The organism is Streptomyces sp. NPDC045431 (assembly GCF_040646655.1).
Lineage (GTDB): Bacteria > Actinomycetota > Actinomycetes > Streptomycetales > Streptomycetaceae > Streptomyces.
Genome location: NZ_JBEZAQ010000012.1, coordinates 58,216 through 73,420 on the forward strand (window position 1 = coordinate 58,216; position 15,205 = coordinate 73,420).

14 protein-coding genes are annotated in these 15,205 nt (G+C 73.2%); 5 read left to right on the top strand and 9 right to left on the bottom strand.

What is annotated here, in order from left to right:
* Positions 1 to 35: 35 nt before the first annotated feature.
* A complete protein-coding gene (locus AB0A69_RS23045) occupies positions 36 to 521 on the bottom strand; it encodes a hypothetical protein (protein WP_361425003.1) in 486 nt (161 codons plus the stop codon).
* Between the two features lie 211 nt (positions 522 to 732).
* Between AB0A69_RS23045 and AB0A69_RS23050 the strand changes: the two genes are divergently transcribed.
* Complete coding sequence (locus tag AB0A69_RS23050) at positions 733 to 1,533, top strand: VOC family protein (RefSeq protein ID WP_361425006.1); 801 nt, start codon at positions 733 to 735, stop codon at positions 1,531 to 1,533.
* A gap of 24 nt (positions 1,534 to 1,557) precedes the next feature.
* On the opposite strand, the gene AB0A69_RS23055 is transcribed toward AB0A69_RS23050, so the two are convergent.
* Positions 1,558 to 2,436, bottom strand: a complete 879-nt coding sequence (locus tag AB0A69_RS23055; protein ID WP_361425009.1) for a hypothetical protein — start codon at positions 2,434 to 2,436, stop codon at positions 1,558 to 1,560.
* Between the two features lie 137 nt (positions 2,437 to 2,573).
* Positions 2,574 to 3,599: an NAD-dependent epimerase/dehydratase family protein gene (locus tag AB0A69_RS23060; RefSeq protein ID WP_361425012.1), complete on the bottom strand. Its 1,026-nt coding sequence runs from the start codon at positions 3,597 to 3,599 to the stop codon at positions 2,574 to 2,576.
* A 477-nt stretch (positions 3,600 to 4,076) separates the two neighbouring features.
* On the opposite strand from AB0A69_RS23060, the gene AB0A69_RS23065 reads away from it, so the two are divergent.
* The gene (locus tag AB0A69_RS23065; RefSeq protein WP_361425015.1) at positions 4,077 to 5,582 is read left to right on the top strand and encodes a SpoIIE family protein phosphatase; all 1,506 of its coding nucleotides are present in this window, start codon (positions 4,077 to 4,079) and stop codon (positions 5,580 to 5,582) included.
* A 144-nt stretch (positions 5,583 to 5,726) separates the two neighbouring features.
* Here AB0A69_RS23065 and AB0A69_RS23070 read toward each other — a convergent pair whose 3' ends face one another.
* Complete coding sequence (locus tag AB0A69_RS23070) at positions 5,727 to 7,217, bottom strand: hypothetical protein (RefSeq protein WP_361425018.1); 1,491 nt, start codon at positions 7,215 to 7,217, stop codon at positions 5,727 to 5,729.
* Positions 7,218 to 7,451: 234 nt separating this feature from the next.
* Between AB0A69_RS23070 and AB0A69_RS23075 the strand changes: the two genes are divergently transcribed.
* On the top strand, positions 7,452 to 8,570 hold the full coding sequence (locus AB0A69_RS23075; RefSeq protein WP_361425020.1) for an aminoglycoside phosphotransferase family protein: 1,119 nt from the start codon (positions 7,452 to 7,454) through the stop codon (positions 8,568 to 8,570).
* Positions 8,571 to 8,709: 139 nt separating this feature from the next.
* Here AB0A69_RS23075 and AB0A69_RS23080 read toward each other — a convergent pair whose 3' ends face one another.
* Positions 8,710 to 9,060, bottom strand: a complete 351-nt coding sequence (locus AB0A69_RS23080) for an ANTAR domain-containing protein (protein WP_361425023.1) — start codon at positions 9,058 to 9,060, stop codon at positions 8,710 to 8,712.
* Between the two features lie 269 nt (positions 9,061 to 9,329).
* Here AB0A69_RS23080 and AB0A69_RS23085 point away from each other — a divergent pair, with 269 nt between their 5' ends.
* Together AB0A69_RS23085 and AB0A69_RS23090 are read left to right on the top strand one after the other, a co-directional pair.
* Positions 9,330 to 11,051: a PP2C family protein-serine/threonine phosphatase gene (locus AB0A69_RS23085; RefSeq protein WP_361425026.1), complete on the top strand. Its 1,722-nt coding sequence runs from the start codon at positions 9,330 to 9,332 to the stop codon at positions 11,049 to 11,051.
* 134 nt (positions 11,052 to 11,185) lie between these two features.
* Positions 11,186 to 13,426: a terpene synthase family protein gene (locus AB0A69_RS23090; RefSeq protein WP_361425029.1), complete on the top strand. Its 2,241-nt coding sequence runs from the start codon at positions 11,186 to 11,188 to the stop codon at positions 13,424 to 13,426.
* A 15-nt stretch (positions 13,427 to 13,441) separates the two neighbouring features.
* Here AB0A69_RS23090 and AB0A69_RS23095 read toward each other — a convergent pair whose 3' ends face one another.
* The 4 genes from AB0A69_RS23095 to AB0A69_RS23110 form a co-directional block, all read right to left on the bottom strand.
* Positions 13,442 to 13,837: an RNA-binding S4 domain-containing protein gene (locus AB0A69_RS23095; protein WP_361425032.1), complete on the bottom strand. Its 396-nt coding sequence runs from the start codon at positions 13,835 to 13,837 to the stop codon at positions 13,442 to 13,444.
* Positions 13,838 to 13,841: 4 nt separating this feature from the next.
* On the bottom strand, positions 13,842 to 14,342 hold the full coding sequence (locus tag AB0A69_RS23100; RefSeq protein ID WP_355357744.1) for a hypothetical protein: 501 nt from the start codon (positions 14,340 to 14,342) through the stop codon (positions 13,842 to 13,844).
* 121 nt (positions 14,343 to 14,463) lie between these two features.
* A complete protein-coding gene (locus AB0A69_RS23105) occupies positions 14,464 to 14,910 on the bottom strand; it encodes an ACT domain-containing protein (RefSeq protein ID WP_361425035.1) in 447 nt (148 codons plus the stop codon).
* A 46-nt stretch (positions 14,911 to 14,956) separates the two neighbouring features.
* Entirely contained in the window at positions 14,957 to 15,199 is a 243-nt protein-coding gene (locus tag AB0A69_RS23110) for a DUF397 domain-containing protein (protein WP_361425038.1), read from the bottom strand.
* Positions 15,200 to 15,205 lie beyond the last annotated feature (6 nt).

Consider the following 15,205-nt stretch of genomic DNA (forward strand, 5'->3'; position numbering starts at 1 on the left):
GCCGCCGCGGACCCGGGGTATCGCTCAGCCGGCGGTCAGATCAGCCCGGTGCTGGAGAGGTAGTACGCGACCAGGGCCGCCACACAGGCCAGGACGACCCAGGAGCGCAGGCTCGTGTGCCGCTGCCGCCGCTGCGTGTGTCGGCGCATGCGTGTCTGCCGGCGCTCGTGTGCACGCTCCCGCCTGCCCGGTTTGCGGTCGCGGCCGGGGCCGGCGGTCCGGGGTGCGGCGTCGGCGGCGGTGTCGGCGAGCAGGCGGCGGCAGGCCGCGGCGAGCTCCGCCGTGGAGGCGGAGAGCGGCATGATCACTTCGGAGCGCGCCGGGGCGGTGGTGCCGCCGTCCAGGAGGCGGCCGGCCCGCAGCAGGACCTCGTCGCGGCCGCCGGCCGGGGCGAGGCTGATCCAGCGCTCGACGTGCTCGCCGCGGATGACCACTCCCCCGGCGCGGTCCCGGTACACGGTGTGCTCGCGCCACAGCACCGCGGCCAACTCCCCGGCTCTCTCCCTCAGCTGCGTGCTCATACCCCACCCCTTCACCGAACGTCTGATCGAACCACCGCACTTTAGCGTCAGGTACACACCAAGTGGCTCCTCGGGGCCCGCGGCGGAGTCGGACGCGTGGAGCGCGGGTGGGCGGGCAGGCAAACAGCCGGGCGAAACAGGACCGCCCTTGTAAACAGTGCAAGGATGGACTTCCGGGCAGAGCGGCATGGTGACACAGGGCGGTTTGCACATGAATACGAAACCGACAGCTACCAAGGGCGTGACCTCGAGCGAGGCCGTGTACGGCGCCCCGTGCTGGGTCAGCCTGATGACTCACGACCTGAGCGCCGCGCAGAAGTTCTACAGTGCCGTGCTCGGGTGGACGTACCGCCCCGCACGGCTCGGCGAGGAGTTCAGCGTCGCGCTCGCCAACGGCAAACCGGTGGCCGGAATGGGTGCCCTGGCCAGCGCTCTGCAGATGGCCGTCGCCTGGACCCCGTACTTCGCCGTCCAGAACGCCGACGAGACGGCGTCCCGCATCAGGGAGCGCAGCGCCACCGTCGCCGTCGGGCCGGTGTCCTTCGCGATGGGGCGCGGCGCCCTCGCGGCCGACCGGGACGGTGCGGTGTTCGGCATCTGGGAGGGCCGGCTCCTGTCCGGCTGGGAGAACTGGCGGGACGCGGCCCCCGCCTGGGTGAAGCTGCAGACCCGCGACGCCTTCGAGGCGGCGATCTTCTACGGGGAGATCCTCGACTGGGCGAGCGGGCGCCCCGGCTGCTGCGACGTCGAGTACGAGCAGGACGAGGTCGTGCTGCGCAGCGGCGGCCGCGTCGTCGCCCGGCTCAGCTCCGGAGCGCTGGAGGCCGCGCCGGACCCGTCGATCCGCCCGCGCTGGCAGGTCTACTTCCCCGTGCCGGACGTCGACGCCTGCGTGCGGGCGACACAGGAGCACGGCGGCTCCGTCATCCACCACGAGCCCGGCGTGGAGGCCACCCTGCGCGACCCGGACGGGGGCCTGTTCGTCGTCACCACCCAGACGCTGGCGGAGTGAGCCCGGCCGCCCGCGGGCGCCGTTCTACGCGCCCGCGGGCATCCTGCGGAGCTGCTCCAGCAGCATGCCGCGTTCCGCCTCCTCCCGGGCGAGGACGGCGGCCAGGACCTCGTCGTCGCGGCGGCGGGTGATGGCCTCCCGTACGAGTCCGGCGAGGGCGTCCGGCGGAATGGCCTCCACCTGGGTGGGGGTGGCTCCGGCGCGCAGAGGGGCGGGCGGCAGGCGCAGCTCGGCGATCTGCGCCTCGGTGACGGCCAGGCGTTCGAACTCCACGCGTACGTCGGGGGCGTCGAGCTCGGCGAAGGCCTTGACGTCCTCGGCGAGGGCGGTGAAGAGGTGCTGCCGCCCGGGGTCCCAGTCGCCGACCACCATGACGCACACGGCGCCGTGCCCGCCGGTCGCGGCCCGGCGTGCCGCGGCGCGCCTGCCGGACAGGGAGGTGAGCGCCCCGCCCGCGTACACGGGCACGCCCCACGGATCGGTGACGGCCGCCAGCTGCGGCGCCAGGCCCGTCGGCTCGCACCACACTTCGAGGCGGGCCTCCTGACCGGCCTGCCGGTCGAGCCGGTAGGCGCGGGCGGCGTCGGTGACGGCGCGCCGGAAGCCGGCGGGGCCGTCGAACGTCCGCGGTTCGGTGGCCGGGTCGGCGTCGTCGCGGATCGCGAGCCAGGAGATGCGGCCGGCGCGGCGGGCCATGCCCAGCATGTCGGCCAGTCTTCTGTACGTGCGCTCCTGCTTGGCGAGCGCGCCGTCGGCGACCGTCGCGTACCAGATCTGCCGCATGGTCAGCGGCAGCTGTGCGGCGTAGCGGCCGAGGATCATCTCCACCTCGGCGAGCAACTGCTCCGTCGCCGGGCGCGGTTGCCAGCCGGGCTGGTAGCCGCGAGGGCGTCTGTCCGGCACGGTGGCCCCTTTCGACCCGACACCTGTCTCCTTAGGGCTTGCCCACGGAGAGAGGCGCCGTCACCCGTGCGGAGGGTGCGGATCGGGTCACATCCGGCGACGCGGCGCACCGGGCCGGCCGCGCGGGGGCGCGTACGTCAGCCGACCTTGCGGCCCGCGAGCGGCGCGGTGTCCTGGCCGGCGCCGCTCCGCATGCCGCGCAGCAGCTCATCCAGCGCGTCGAGCGCGGTGCGCTGCGGGTGCCACCCGAGCTCGACCCGGGCCCGGGTGCAGTCCATCAGCGGCAGGCGCAGCACCGCGTCGAAGAGCTGCGGCGAGGCGGGCACCAGCCGCAGGTTCCAGGCGGCGGCCAGCGCGGCGCGGACGGCCGGGCGGGGCACCCGGACCAGCCGGGCGCCGAGCAGGTCGGCGAGCTCCTCGGCACCGACGGGGGGCTCGGCGGCGATGTTGAAGGCGCCGCCCACCTCGTGGCTGAGCGCGAGGCGGTACGCCTGCGCCGCGTCGTCGGTGTGCAGGGCCTGGAACCGCAGGCCGGGGATGTCCGGCACGAAGGGGACCGCTCCCGGGCGGGCCAGTGTCCCCGGCACGAAGCGCCCGGCGAAGATCCGGCGCTGCTCGCTCGCCGACTCCTCCTTGAACAGGAACGCCGGGCGCATCCGCACCACCCTGACGCCGGGGTTGCGGACCTCGAAGGAGTCCAGCACCCGCTCCAGGTACGCCTTCTCACGGCAGTACGCGGCCTCCGGCCAGCCGTGTGTCGGCCACGCCTCGCCGACGGCCCGGTCCTTCGGGCCCGGAGAGTAGGCGCCGACGGAGGAGGCGTGGACCAGGACGGGCACGCCGGCGGAGGCGACGTCCCGGAAGACCTGGAGACTGCCGAGGACGTTGGTGCGCCAGGTCCGGACGGGATCGTGGGTCGGCTGGAACGCCCAGGCCAGGTGGATCACGGCGTCGGCGCCCTCGAAGTGCCTGACGAGGTCGGTGTCCTCGGCCAGGTCCACGGCGGCCCAGTCGGTCTTCGGCGGCGACCAGCCGGGCAGCCTGCGCGCCAGCCCCAGTACGGATGCGATCTGCGGGTCGTCGGCCAGCGCCGCCACCACGCTGGTGCCGACGTTGCCGGTGGCTCCGGTGACGACGACCCTCTTGCCGGCTTCCATGCTCACGGTCCTGCCCTCCGACGGATCGTACGGACGTACGGATCGACGTTCCCCGGCACCGCGCCGGGACGCTTCGGGTACCCGCTGGGCGGCCGTCCACGTGCCCGGGGGTGCACGGAGGGCGTCCTCGTCAATCCCATGATCGTGGCGCCCACTCGTACGGGCGAGGTGGAAAATTCCGTCCGCGAGCGGATCCAGGGCGGCCCGCCGCGGGTCGGGGCGGCGCGGAAATTCACGCGACTCCCCTGGCCGCGGTCGCCGGCGCATGGGGCGCGGCCCCTGCCGTAACAGGGCGGAACGGCTCCGATACGGCATGTTCCGGCCGGAGTTGGCCGGTAATAGCCGAGCCTTTGGCATATGCCAGAAGCACCACCATATCGAGTGTTGCCAAACCCCTTACAGGCCATCGCGCCCTGTGCAACAGTCGTAACCGGTCCTTATATTTCAGACCCTGGCCACACCGCGCCCGTATCGGAGTACGACATGCCGTCCCATCTGTTCGCGGACCGTGCCGCCGGGCAGCCGCCCGAGCGCGGCACGGTGGACGCGCTGATCTCGCAGACCCGCCGACTGCGGGGAGACGTCGACGCCGTACGCCGGGACGCCGTCGCGGACGAGGACGATCCGCAGGGCCGCTGGCAGCGCGCGCTGTGCGACCTCGCCGTCCATCAACTCGACGACCTCGGCGCCCAGTTGGGACAGCTGAAGGAAGGGCTGGGCGAAGACCGCACCCTCGGCTCCCGGTCCGCCGGCACCGGGTCCGCCGCGGAGTCCCTCGACGAAGGCACCGAGGAGGGCGAATCCGCCGAGGAGGCCCTCGCGGACGCGCCGCCGCGCACCGGCGCGCTGCTCAGCCGGGTCGGCAGCGCCCAGTGGAACCTCCTCACCGACGAAGTGACCTGGTCCGACGAGCTGTTCCAGATCTTCGGCCGCTCGCCCGAGGCGGGCCCGATGTCGCTGGACGAGCTGCCGTCCATGGTGTTCGCCGAGGACCAGGCGGCGCTGACCGCGATGGTGACGGGCTGCCTGATCGACGGCAAGCCGATCGACGGCGAGTTCCGGATCGTCCGCACCGACGGCCGGGTGCGCACGCTCCACATGATGGGCGAGCCGGTCCTGGACGCGGACGGCTGCACGGCGTCGATGTGGGCCGTTTTACGGGACGTCAGCGAACTGCGCCGCAGTGAGCGGGTGGTCCGCGAATCACGCGAGTCGCTCCGCCGCCGCCAGGACATCGAACAGACCGAGCACCGGGTGGCGGTGGAGCTCCAGGAGGCGGTCCTGCCGCCGTGGCGCGGCCCGCTGCGCCTCCCCCACGGCGGGCCCGCGGCCCTCGACCTGGCCGGGCACTACCTGCCGTCCGGGTCCAGCGCGCTGATCGGCGGCGACTGGTACGACGCGCTGGAGCTGCCGGACGGGGACACCCTGCTGTCCGTCGGCGACCTCACCGGGCACGGCGTGTCGGCGACGTCCTCGATGGCGATGCTGCTGGGCGCGCTGCGCGGCATGGCGGTCGCCGGGATTCGGCCCGGGCCGCTGATGGGCCACCTCAACCAGCTGCTGGACACGTCGGCGCACACGGCGCTGGGCAGCGCCGTGTGCTGCCGCTACAGCCCGGCGACCGGGACGCTGACCTGGGCGCAGGCGGGACACCCCGCCCCGCTGCTGTTCCGCGGTGGGACGGGGCGTGCGCTGACGCGCCCGGACGGCGTGCTCCTCGGGGCCACGCCGCAGACGGCGTACGAGCAGACCGAGGTGCGGCTGCTCCCCGGCGACCTGCTGGTCCTGCACACGGACGGGCTCACGCGCGGCACGGGTGCGGACCCCTTCGGTACGGAGGGGACGGACCGGCTGCTGCGGCTGGCACCGCGGTTCGCCCGGGCGCGCGATGCGCAGGAGTGCGTGCGGATGGTGGTGGACGAGTTCGGCGCCTGCCCGCGTGAGGACGACGCGTGTGTCATGGTCGCCAGGGTCGGCGACCCGTCATAGGGCGTCGGAGGACGACGGACGACGCCGGTACGGAGCTGTCGGAAGAGTCGGTTACGGAACTGAACGGAAGCGGGCCGGGACGGAGTTCACGGACCAGGCCGTAGGGCGTCGGCTGTCCGCCGACGGACGTGGCCGGCGGATGCGCTAGATCTCGGTGTTCCGCTGCTTCTGCGCGGTCTTGGGCATCGCCACCTGGATCTCCTCGCGCAGGTCCTCGATCTTCGAGTAGTCCGCGTACTTCCCGGTGAGCCGGTACATCTCCCGGAGCCGGTCCCAGGTGCGCTGCGAGGAGGTCTCCCCCATCGACATCAGGGCGAGGCGCGCGTAGCGGTCGGCCTGTTCGGGGTCGTCGGCGATGAAGCACGCCGACGCCATCGACAGGTAGTCGAAGATCTTCGAGCGCTGCCGTCCGTCGACGCGCAGGGCGAGCGCCTTCTGCGCGAAGTGCTGGGCCTGCTTCGCGGCCCCCGGTTCGTGCTCGGCGAGGGTGCGGTAGGCGAGGGCCTGCATCCCGTACAGGTCCTCCTTCTTGAAGGTCTGCATCCAGCTCGGCGGCGGCACGTCGCTGCGGTCGGAGACGAAGAGCTCCTCCGCCTCGCCGAGGGTGCGGCGCATCGCCTGGCCGTGGCCCATCGCCGCCTGCGCCCACGCCTCGATGGTGTGCAACATGGCGTGCGTGCGGGGCAGCATCTCGGGGCCCGAGCCGGCGCGGGCGAGCTTCATCAGGTCCAGGGCCTCGTCGGGACGGCCGAGGTGGACCATCTGGCGGGCGGCGCGGGAGAGCGCCTCGCCGGCGCGCGGCAGGTCGCCGCCCTCGCGGGCCGCGTGCGCGGCGATGACGAAGTACTTCTGCGCGGTGGGTTCGAGGCCCACGTCGTGGGACATCCAGCCGGCCAGGACGGCGAGGTTGGCGGCGACGGCCCACAGCCGCCGCTGGATGTGCGGGGGGTGGTGGTAGGCGAGCATGCCGCCCACCTCGTTGAGCTGGCCGACGACCGCCTTGCGCTGAAGCCCGCCGCCACGGGCGGCGTCCCAGGCGCGGAACACCTCGACGGAGCGCTCCAGCGCCTCGATCTCCTGGGACCCGATGGGCGCGGCCTCGTAGCGGTCGAACCCGGCCGGGTCGGCGTGCAGGGGGTCGTCGAGGTGCGGGGCGTCCGCGCCGCGTGCGGGATCGGTGCGGAACCAGTCGTGCATGGCGCTGGTCAGTACGGAGCCTGCGGTGAGCGCGGCACCCGCGCCCACCAAGCCGCGTCGGTTGAGCATGAGGTCCATTCCCGTGAATTCGGTGAGGACCGCAGCCGTACGCTCGGGCGCCCAGGGCAGCCCGTCAGGGTTGTCGGTGTTCCTGACGTCCCGCCGTTTCCCGGCGCGCCCGTGTCGTACGAACCCGAGGTCCTCGATGGTCACGACACGGCCGAGTCGCTCGGTGAACAGGGCTGCCAGCACCCGGGGCACGGGATCGCGCGGGGTCTCCCCCATGTCGATCCACCGCCGGACCCGCGACGTGTCGGTCGCCAGCTGCGGGTGGCCCATGGCCGCCGCCTGCCGGTTCACGAGCCGTGCGAGCTCCCCTTTGGACCAGCCGGCGAGGCCGAACAGGTCTGCAAGGCGGGTGTTGGGTTCTCCGGTCACGTCAAGCCCCCAGGTTCTCGGCTGAGTTGACAGTAGCCCGGTGTCATAGGGCTGGCGACTATTCGCCAGGCTTCGCCAGGGTCCGCCAGATGGTGTGCCACCCGCGCGCGGGTGTCAGGTAGGAAAGCGCCACCCCGCTCCGGTAACCGCCCCTCATTCCCCAGGGTGCGGGCCGGTTGCCGGGACGGGGCAGCGTACGTAACTCGTCGGCACACGAAGGGATCTGTCTCGCCCATGTACACAGCATCGTCCTCCGTGTCCGCCCCGCCCCGGCCTGCGCGTACCCTCCCGGCCGGCAGCGGGCCGTATCCGGATCCACCGCAGGCCGTACGGGCCCGGCGCTGGGCGGGACCGGCGGCGGGGCCGCTCAGTGGAAGGCTCGACCTGTCCGGTCCGCAGGGCGCGCAGTTGCGCAAGGCGATCGCGTCGGTGCACCGGATCTGCCCGGAGTTCAACCCCGTCCAGCTGATGCGGCGCAGCAGCCGCTCCGTCCTGCTCGTCGGGACGACGGGACGGGCCACCGCGGTCGCCAAGGTTTTACTGGACCACTCCACCGCCTGGACCGAGCGGATCCGTCATGAGATCGCGGCCTACCGCACCTTCGTACGGCACCGCCCGCCGGTGCGGGCCCCGCGGCTGATCGCCGCGGACCCCGACAACTGCACGCTGGTGATCGAGCGGATGCCCGGGCGGGCAGCGGCGCTCAGCCGGCACCCGTTCGAGGCGCCGCCGCGCGCGGACGTACGGGCCGCGCTGGGGGCGATCGCGCGGCTCAACGCGTGGCGGCCGCCGGCCGGGATGTTCGACGCTCCGCTGGACTACGCCTCGCGGATCTCCCGCTACCACGAGCTGGGGCTCTTCACCGACCGCGACCGGGACGACCTGCAGAAGCTGCTGCACGGACTGGCGCACGCGGGCGGGCTCGGCGGTGTGGGCCAGTTCTGTCACGGTGACGCGCTGCTGTCGAACATCCTGCTGTCGCCGGCCGGCCCGGTGCTGGTCGACTGGGAGCACGCGGGGTGGTACCTGCCCGGGTACGACCTGGCGACGCTGTGGGCGGTCCTGGGCGATGCCCCGGTGGCCCGGCGGCAGATCGCGCAGCTCGCGCAGGCGGCGGGGCCCGCGGCGCGCGACGCGTTCCTGGTGAATCTGATGCTCGTGCTGACGCGGGAGATCCGGACGTACGAGACGGCCGTGCAGCGCACGATACGAGAGGCGCCGCCGGCCGGCTCTGTACCGGTCCAGCCCGGGGGGCTGTCCGCGGGGGAGGAGCAGCGCCTGCTGCTGAGGCGACTGCACGACGACTGCGCCATGGCGCGGCGGGCCGTGCGCGCCGCGGTCGGCACACGCTGACCGCCTCGTGAGGGGCGGCGAGTGAGCCGAAGTGGGGGTCCCCCCGCCGGAGGCCAGGGGGAGTGAACCGAGCCCGGGGAGAGGGGGTGTGCGCTGTGTGACCGGTGCCGACACACCGGCACACAGCGCACTGCTGGTTTCACGGGCCCGGTGCTGCGGCTCGGGAGGCACGGGCCGCGCTGACGGCCCGGTGGAAGGGGGCGTGCAGGTCCGGCGGCAGGGCGCTGCCGTCGGCGGTGGCGACCAGGGCGGCGGCGACGTCGCGGAGTTTGGTGTTGCCGCGCTGGGAGATCTCCACGAGCACCTGCCAGGCCCGGTCCGCCGGGCAGGGGGTCAGCGCCATGATCATGCCCTGGGCCCGGTCGATGACGCCGCGGCTGTCCAGGGCCCGGCGCAGCTGGTCCACCTCGGTGGCGAGGTGTGCGAGGTCCGTGCGCTCCACGGGGTGCGCGGTCGTCACGATCGGGTCCGGCCTTCGGTCGGCTTCCACGTCATGAGGTCGTCTCCTCCGCTGTCTCGTGTGCGGTGTGTGCCTGGTGCGGTGTGTGCCTGCCCGCGTTGTGTCCGGGCCCGGACAGGCGCAAGCACGCCGTTCGGCCCGTCCGGGCGGGGACTTTCGTCCCGCCGTGAACGGTCCTTCTTCCGGGTCGGCCCGGTCCCGGTGTGGGCCGGAGGTGTGGCGGGGCGTTTACCGCCCTCCGTGTCGGATACGCGGCAGATGTCCCTTTGCAGGTGTCGAGGATCCGGGAGGCCGCGCCCATGCCGTCCGACGTGGCGTCGCTGAAGGCCTTCATCGAGCGCGAGATCGCGACGCTCCGCGCCGAGGTGCGCAGGACGACGGATGCCGTCGCGCCCGCCCCCGGCCGCCCTGACGCGCCGGCCCCCGGCGAGGGGGCCGGCAAGGCCGAGCAGTGCCCGTGCGGCCAGGGCCACGGCGCCCGCCACAGCTGCGTGGACGCGGGCGAGGACCACGACCCGTGGCACTGTCTGCGCGCCACCCTGCCGGGTATCCCGGTGTCCGCCGCGGTGCTCGCGCCGGTCCGGGACGGCTCCGGGGCCATCACGGACTTCGTCATCCGGGCCGGCAACCACATCCGCTCGGTGGAGTGGCTGGTGCCGCCGGACCAGCAGGTCGGGCAGCGGTTCTTCGAGGTGGCGCGTACCGGCGCCGCCGCCAGCGGGCTGCTGGCCGCGCTGAGTGAGGTCCTGGAGACGGGGCGGGCGCTGGGCGGTCTGGTGGTGGACTACACCGAGGAGCGGTACGGCAGGCTCCGGCGCGTCCAGCTGGTGCACTACGCGGCGGCCTGCGGCGACCAGGTGCTCACGACCTGGCGGCCGGTGCGCAGCCAGGCGGAGCTGCTCACCATCGACGCCCAGCACCTGGCCTCCATGGGGTGGGGGTGGTGGGACCTGCTGTCGGGCGGGGTGTCGTGGTCGGAGGGGCTGCAGCGGATCTTCCGTACGGATCCGGCGCTGCCGTGGACGCTGCTGGAGCTGTGCGACCACCTGGTGGCGGCGGACGTGGGGCCGTTCGGCGAGTTCATCGCGTCCGTCCTCGCCGGTGAGGAGCCCGCCTGGACGCGTATCCGGTTCCTGGTGCTGGGCGAGGTCCGCACGGTGGACCTGCTGGGGCGGCCGGTGGCCGGGACGGACGGGCGGCCGTGGGCGGTGCAGATCGTGGCCCGCGACCTCACGCCGCAGATGCGCAGTCGCCGGCGCCTGGTGGAGAAGCAGGTCGAGACGGACCAGCTGCGGCAGCAGGCCGCGGCGGAGCGGCACGTCGCCTCGGCCCTGCGCGAGGCACTGCTGCCGACGTACTCCGAGGGGCTGGCGGAGCTGGGGCTGACGGCGGCGGCGGCGTATCTGCCGGCCGAGCCGGACGCGGCCGTCGGCGGCGACTGGTACAAGTGCCGCCCGCTGCCGAACGGCCGGGCACTGATCGCCATCGGGGACGCGAGCGGCCACGGGCTGGACGCGGTGGCGCGGATGGCCCAGCAGCGGTACGCGATGGCGGGTCTCGCCCACTCGGGCGCCTGCGCCGGTGACGTCACCACCTGGCTGAACGAGCTGGTGTGCAGTGAGCCCACCCCCGCCACGGCCACCATGTGCGTGGGGCACGTCGGGGACGACCGGGTGTTCCGCTGGACCTGTGCGGGGCATCCGGCGCCGCTGCTGCTGCGCGACGGCCATGTCTTCGCGCTGCCGACCGATCACCGGGGGCCGATGCTGGGCGTGCTGCCGGGGCACGAGTACGAGACGGCGGAGTTCCCGCTGAAGGCCGGGGACGTGCTGCTGCTGTACACCGACGGCGTGGTCGAGCGGCGCAACCAGGACATCACCGACGGCATCGACGCCTTGGCGCGGGCGCTGACCGCGAGCAGCGGCCTTGCGCCGCAGGGCATCATCGACCGGCTCACCGACGAGTACGAACGCACGGTCCACGACGACGACGCCTGCCTGCTCGCCGTGCGCGTCGACTGAGCCGTACGCACACCGCCATTCATATGACTTGTACGACTAATTCGTGAGCCGCGTGGGACGCGCGTGACGTGGGTAGTCCCGGCCCGGAAGTGTCCCTCTACCCACCCCTTTTTTCGTCGAAAGGCCCCGCGCGCATGGCTCAGCCCTTCGTCCTGCCGGATTTCTACGTGCCGTATCCGGCACGCCTCAATCCCCACCTGGAGACCGCCCGGGTCCACACCAAGCGGTGGGCGCGACGGATGGGGATGCTGGAGGGGTCGGGCGTCTGGGAGGAGCACGACCTCGACTCGCACGACTACGCCCTGCTGTGCTCGTACACCCATCCCGACTGCGACGCCGACGCGCTGTCCCTCGTCACCGACTGGTACGTCTGGGTGTTCTTCTTCGACGACCACTTCCTGGAGGTGTTCAAGCGCACCCAGGACCTGGCCGGCGGCAAGGCGTACCTGGACCGGATGCCCGCCTTCATGCCGATGGACCTCGAGCAGGGGATGCCGGAGGCGACCAACCCGGTCGAGGCGGGTCTCGCCGACCTGTGGACCCGTACCGTGCCCAGCATGTCGGCGGGGTGGAGGGCCCGGTTCGCGGAGGCGACCGAGCACCTGCTCAACGAGTCGCTGTGGGAGCTCGCCAACATCAACGAGGGGCGGATCGCCAACCCCGTCGAGTACATCGAGATGCGCCGCAAGGTCGGCGGCGCGCCCTGGTCGGCCGGGCTGGTGGAGTACGCCGCCGGGGCCGAGGTCCCGGTGTCGGTCGCGGACGCGCGGCCGCTGCTGGTGCTGCGGGACACGTTCTCCGACGCCGTGCACCTGCGCAACGACCTCTTCTCGTACCAGCGGGAGGTCGAGGACGAGGGCGAGAACAGCAACGGCGTGCTGGTGCTGGAGAAGTTCCTCGGCTGCTCGACGCAGGAGGCCGCCGAGGCCGTCAACGACCTGCTGACGTCCCGTCTGCAGCAGTTCGAGAACACGGCGCTGACCGAGGTGCCCGCGCTGTGCGTGGAGAAGGGACTCGGGCCCGAGGAGTGCGCCGCCGTCGCCGCGTACGCGAAGGGCCTGCAGGACTGGCAGTCCGGCGGCCACGAGTGGCACATGCGTTCCAGCCGCTACATGAACGAGGGCGCGCTGGGCGGGCGTTCGGCGCTCCCCGGGGTGCTGGGCACGTCGGCGCTCGACATCCGCACGCTCTTCGGACGGCCCGCGGCCGCGCGGCTGCGCACCCTCACCCATGTGCCGCACCAGCAGGTCGGGCCGTCACTGCTGCCCGACTTCGACCTGCCCTTCCCCCTGTCGCTCAGCCCTCACCTGGACGACGCCCGCGCGAAGGCGCTGGCGTGGGCCGGGCGGATGGGTCTGCTCGACGACATCTGGGACGAGGCCATGATGGACGGCTTCGACCTCCCGCTGTGCGCGGCCGGTCTGGACCCGGACGCCACCGCCGAGGAGCTGGAGCTCAGCTCCCTGTGGCTGACCTGGGGCACGTACGGCGACGACTACTACCCGCTGGTGTTCGGCAAGCCGCGCGACCTCGCCGGTGCGAAGGTGTACACCGAGCGGCTCAAGGAGTGCATGCCGGTCGACGACCCGGCGGCCGTCCCGGCCGACGCCGTCAGTCCGATGGAGCGGTCGCTGGCCGACCTGTGGGCCCGCACGGCCGGTCCGATGAGCTCCGAGGCCCGGGCCTCCCTGCGCCTGGCGATGGACCGCATGCTGGACAGCTGGATGTGGGAGCTGCACAACCAGGCGCAGCACCGGGTGCCCGACCCGGTCGACTACATCGAGATGCGGCGCCAGACCTTCGGCTCCGACATGACGATGAGCCTGGCGCGGCTGCGGCACGAGGGCGGGCTGCCGTCGGAGCTCCTGCGGAGCGGCCCGGTGCGCAGCCTGGAGAACGCGGCCCAGGACTACGCCACGATGCTCAACGACCTCTTCTCGTACCAGAAGGAGATCGAGGTCGAGGGCGAGGTGCACAACGGGGTGCTGGTGGTGCAGACCTTCTTCGGCTGCGACTATCCCACCGGTGTCTCGATCATCGATGACCTGATGCGGGGGCGGCTGCGGCAGTTCCTGCACGTGAAGGAGAAGGAACTGCCCGTGCTGGTCGAGCAGTTCAGGCTGGCGGAGACCGGGCGGGCGGCGCTCGACGCGTATGTGCGGGAGCTGGAGGACTGGCTGGCCGGCATCCTCAACTGGCACCGCAGCGTGCGCCGTTACCGCGACGAGGACGTCCGCTCGGGCGCGGGGACGGCACGGCTGCGCGGCCTGGGCGCGCCGGCCCGTACGGCGCCCACCGGTGGTCTGCCGACCGGGCCGGTGGGGCTGGGCACCTCGGCGGCCCGGGTGGCGGAGCTCTTCACGTCCCGGAGCTGAGCGGGAGAGAGGCGGTCAGGAGGGGCGGACGCCGCGGAGCTGGTCCAGTTCGCGGCGTTCGCGCTTGGTGGGGCGCCCGGCGCCGCGGTCGCGGACACCGGCCAGCGCCACGTGCTCGCGGGGCGGCGGGGGCGGGCTGTCGTCGATGTACGCCTCCGCCGCGACGGGTGCGCCGACGCGCTTGGCGAGTACGCGCGTGACCTTGACGATCCGCTCGCGGCCCGCGTGGAAGAGCCGCACCTCGTCGCCCGGCTTGACCGCCTGCGAGGGCTTGACGCGCTCGCCGTTGACGCGGACGTGCCCGGCGCGGCAGGCCGCGGCGGCCTGCGAGCGGGTCTTGGTGAGTCGTACGGCCCAGATCCAGCTGTCGACGCGGGCGGTCGCCCGCGTGGTCCCCTCGTCCGTCGCCATGGGCTCAGCCCTGCTGGAAGAGTTCCGCGGGCAGGGGCTTGAGCAGCGCGTACAGGTCGTCGGTGATGGGGCGGTCCCAGCTGGCGATGGTGACCAGGACGTTGTCGCTGCGGTCGAACTGCACGCAGGAGATGCGGCTCTCGGAGAGCTTGAGGCGGCGCACGATCAGCAGGTTGTCGCCCTGCATGACCGGCACGTCCTCGGTCTCGACGACCTCGACCGGCTCGTCGTTGTCGAGCGCGGCGAGCAGCTGGGCGACCTCGAAGGGCACCTGGCCCTCGGCGAGCTCGCGCGCCGGGGAGCCCTCCGGGAGGTTGCCGATGATCATCGCGGGGCCCCGGCCGCCGAACAGGTCGTACCGGAGGAAGACACCCTGGCAGCTGCCGTCGGGGGCGGGGAGCAGACCGGCGCCGAGATTGCCGGGCCAGTCGCCCGGGTCCATGGCCAGGACATCGAAGTCCGGGCCGGCGGGTGTGGCGGCGCTGCGGCGACGGAGGAAGGACATGCCGCCATGGTACGTGCCCGGGCGCCCGGAACGGCGGGCGCCCCCTCGCCGGACGGGCCCCCGAACGGCGGGTAGGCGGGCGGCCCGCACCGCCGTGCGCACGGGCGCGGCTCCGGGCGGTTCACCGCATCGGGGGACGGCCCGCCGCCGGGTCCGCCGCTCCCCCGCTCTCGGCGAGGACGCGCAGGACGGTGAGGGCCCGCTGGGCGTGGGCGTGCTCCACGAAGAGGTGGTCGTGGTGGTAGCCGGCCACGACGTTGCAGCTCAGGCCCGCGTCGGCGAGGGCGCCCGCGACGGCGGCGGTCAGACCGACGGCGTCGAGGGCGGAGTGGACACGGAGGGTGATCCAGCCGGCCACGTAGTCGTACGGGAGCGATGCCGCGTCCGCCTCCTCCTCGCGGACGACCAGGGTGAGGCCTTCGGACTCGGCGACCGTGACCACGGGGTGCAGGCCGGGCGGGACGGCCGGGCCGTCGACGGCGCAGAAGACGTAGCGGCCGGGGTTGAGCTCGGGCCGCAGGGCGGCCAGGAGCCGGGTCAGGTCGCGCTCTCCGCTGGTTCCACTCATGATCACCAGCTTAGGGGCGACCAGGCCCGGTTCCGGGGGCGTGCCGTCACGTGAGGTCGAACTCGCCCTCCCGGGCGCCCCGGACGAACGCGCGCCACTCGGCGGGGGTGAAGATCAGCGACGGGCTCTCCGGGCGGGTGGCGTTCCGCATGGCGATGAACCCCTCGACGAAGGCGATCTGGACATCGCCCGCGCCCTCGGTGCCCGATCGCCACTCCGCGGCGCTGAGGTCGAGGTCCGGCTTGTTCCAGTCCATGAGCTGCTGCTGGGCGGTGATGCTGTCGGCCACGTGCGT

What these genes read in the sequence shown, in the direction of transcription:
- AB0A69_RS23050 (WP_361425006.1), top strand. Translation starts at nt 733, where the DNA reads ATGAATACGAAACCGACAGCTACCAAGGGCGTGACCTCGAGCGAGGCC.
- AB0A69_RS23090 (WP_361425029.1), top strand. Translation starts at nt 11,186, where the DNA reads ATGGCTCAGCCCTTCGTCCTGCCGGATTTCTACGTGCCGTATCCGGCA.
- AB0A69_RS23085 (WP_361425026.1), top strand. Translation starts at nt 9,330, where the DNA reads ATGCCGTCCGACGTGGCGTCGCTGAAGGCCTTCATCGAGCGCGAGATC.
- AB0A69_RS23100 (WP_355357744.1), bottom strand. Translation starts at nt 14,342, where the DNA reads ATGTCCTTCCTCCGTCGCCGCAGCGCCGCCACACCCGCCGGCCCGGAC.
- AB0A69_RS23045 (WP_361425003.1), bottom strand. Translation starts at nt 521, where the DNA reads ATGAGCACGCAGCTGAGGGAGAGAGCCGGGGAGTTGGCCGCGGTGCTG.
- AB0A69_RS23075 (WP_361425020.1), top strand. Translation starts at nt 7,452, where the DNA reads ATGTACACAGCATCGTCCTCCGTGTCCGCCCCGCCCCGGCCTGCGCGT.
- AB0A69_RS23095 (WP_361425032.1), bottom strand. Translation starts at nt 13,837, where the DNA reads ATGGCGACGGACGAGGGGACCACGCGGGCGACCGCCCGCGTCGACAGC.
- AB0A69_RS23065 (WP_361425015.1), top strand. Translation starts at nt 4,077, where the DNA reads ATGCCGTCCCATCTGTTCGCGGACCGTGCCGCCGGGCAGCCGCCCGAG.
- AB0A69_RS23105 (WP_361425035.1), bottom strand. Translation starts at nt 14,910, where the DNA reads ATGAGTGGAACCAGCGGAGAGCGCGACCTGACCCGGCTCCTGGCCGCC.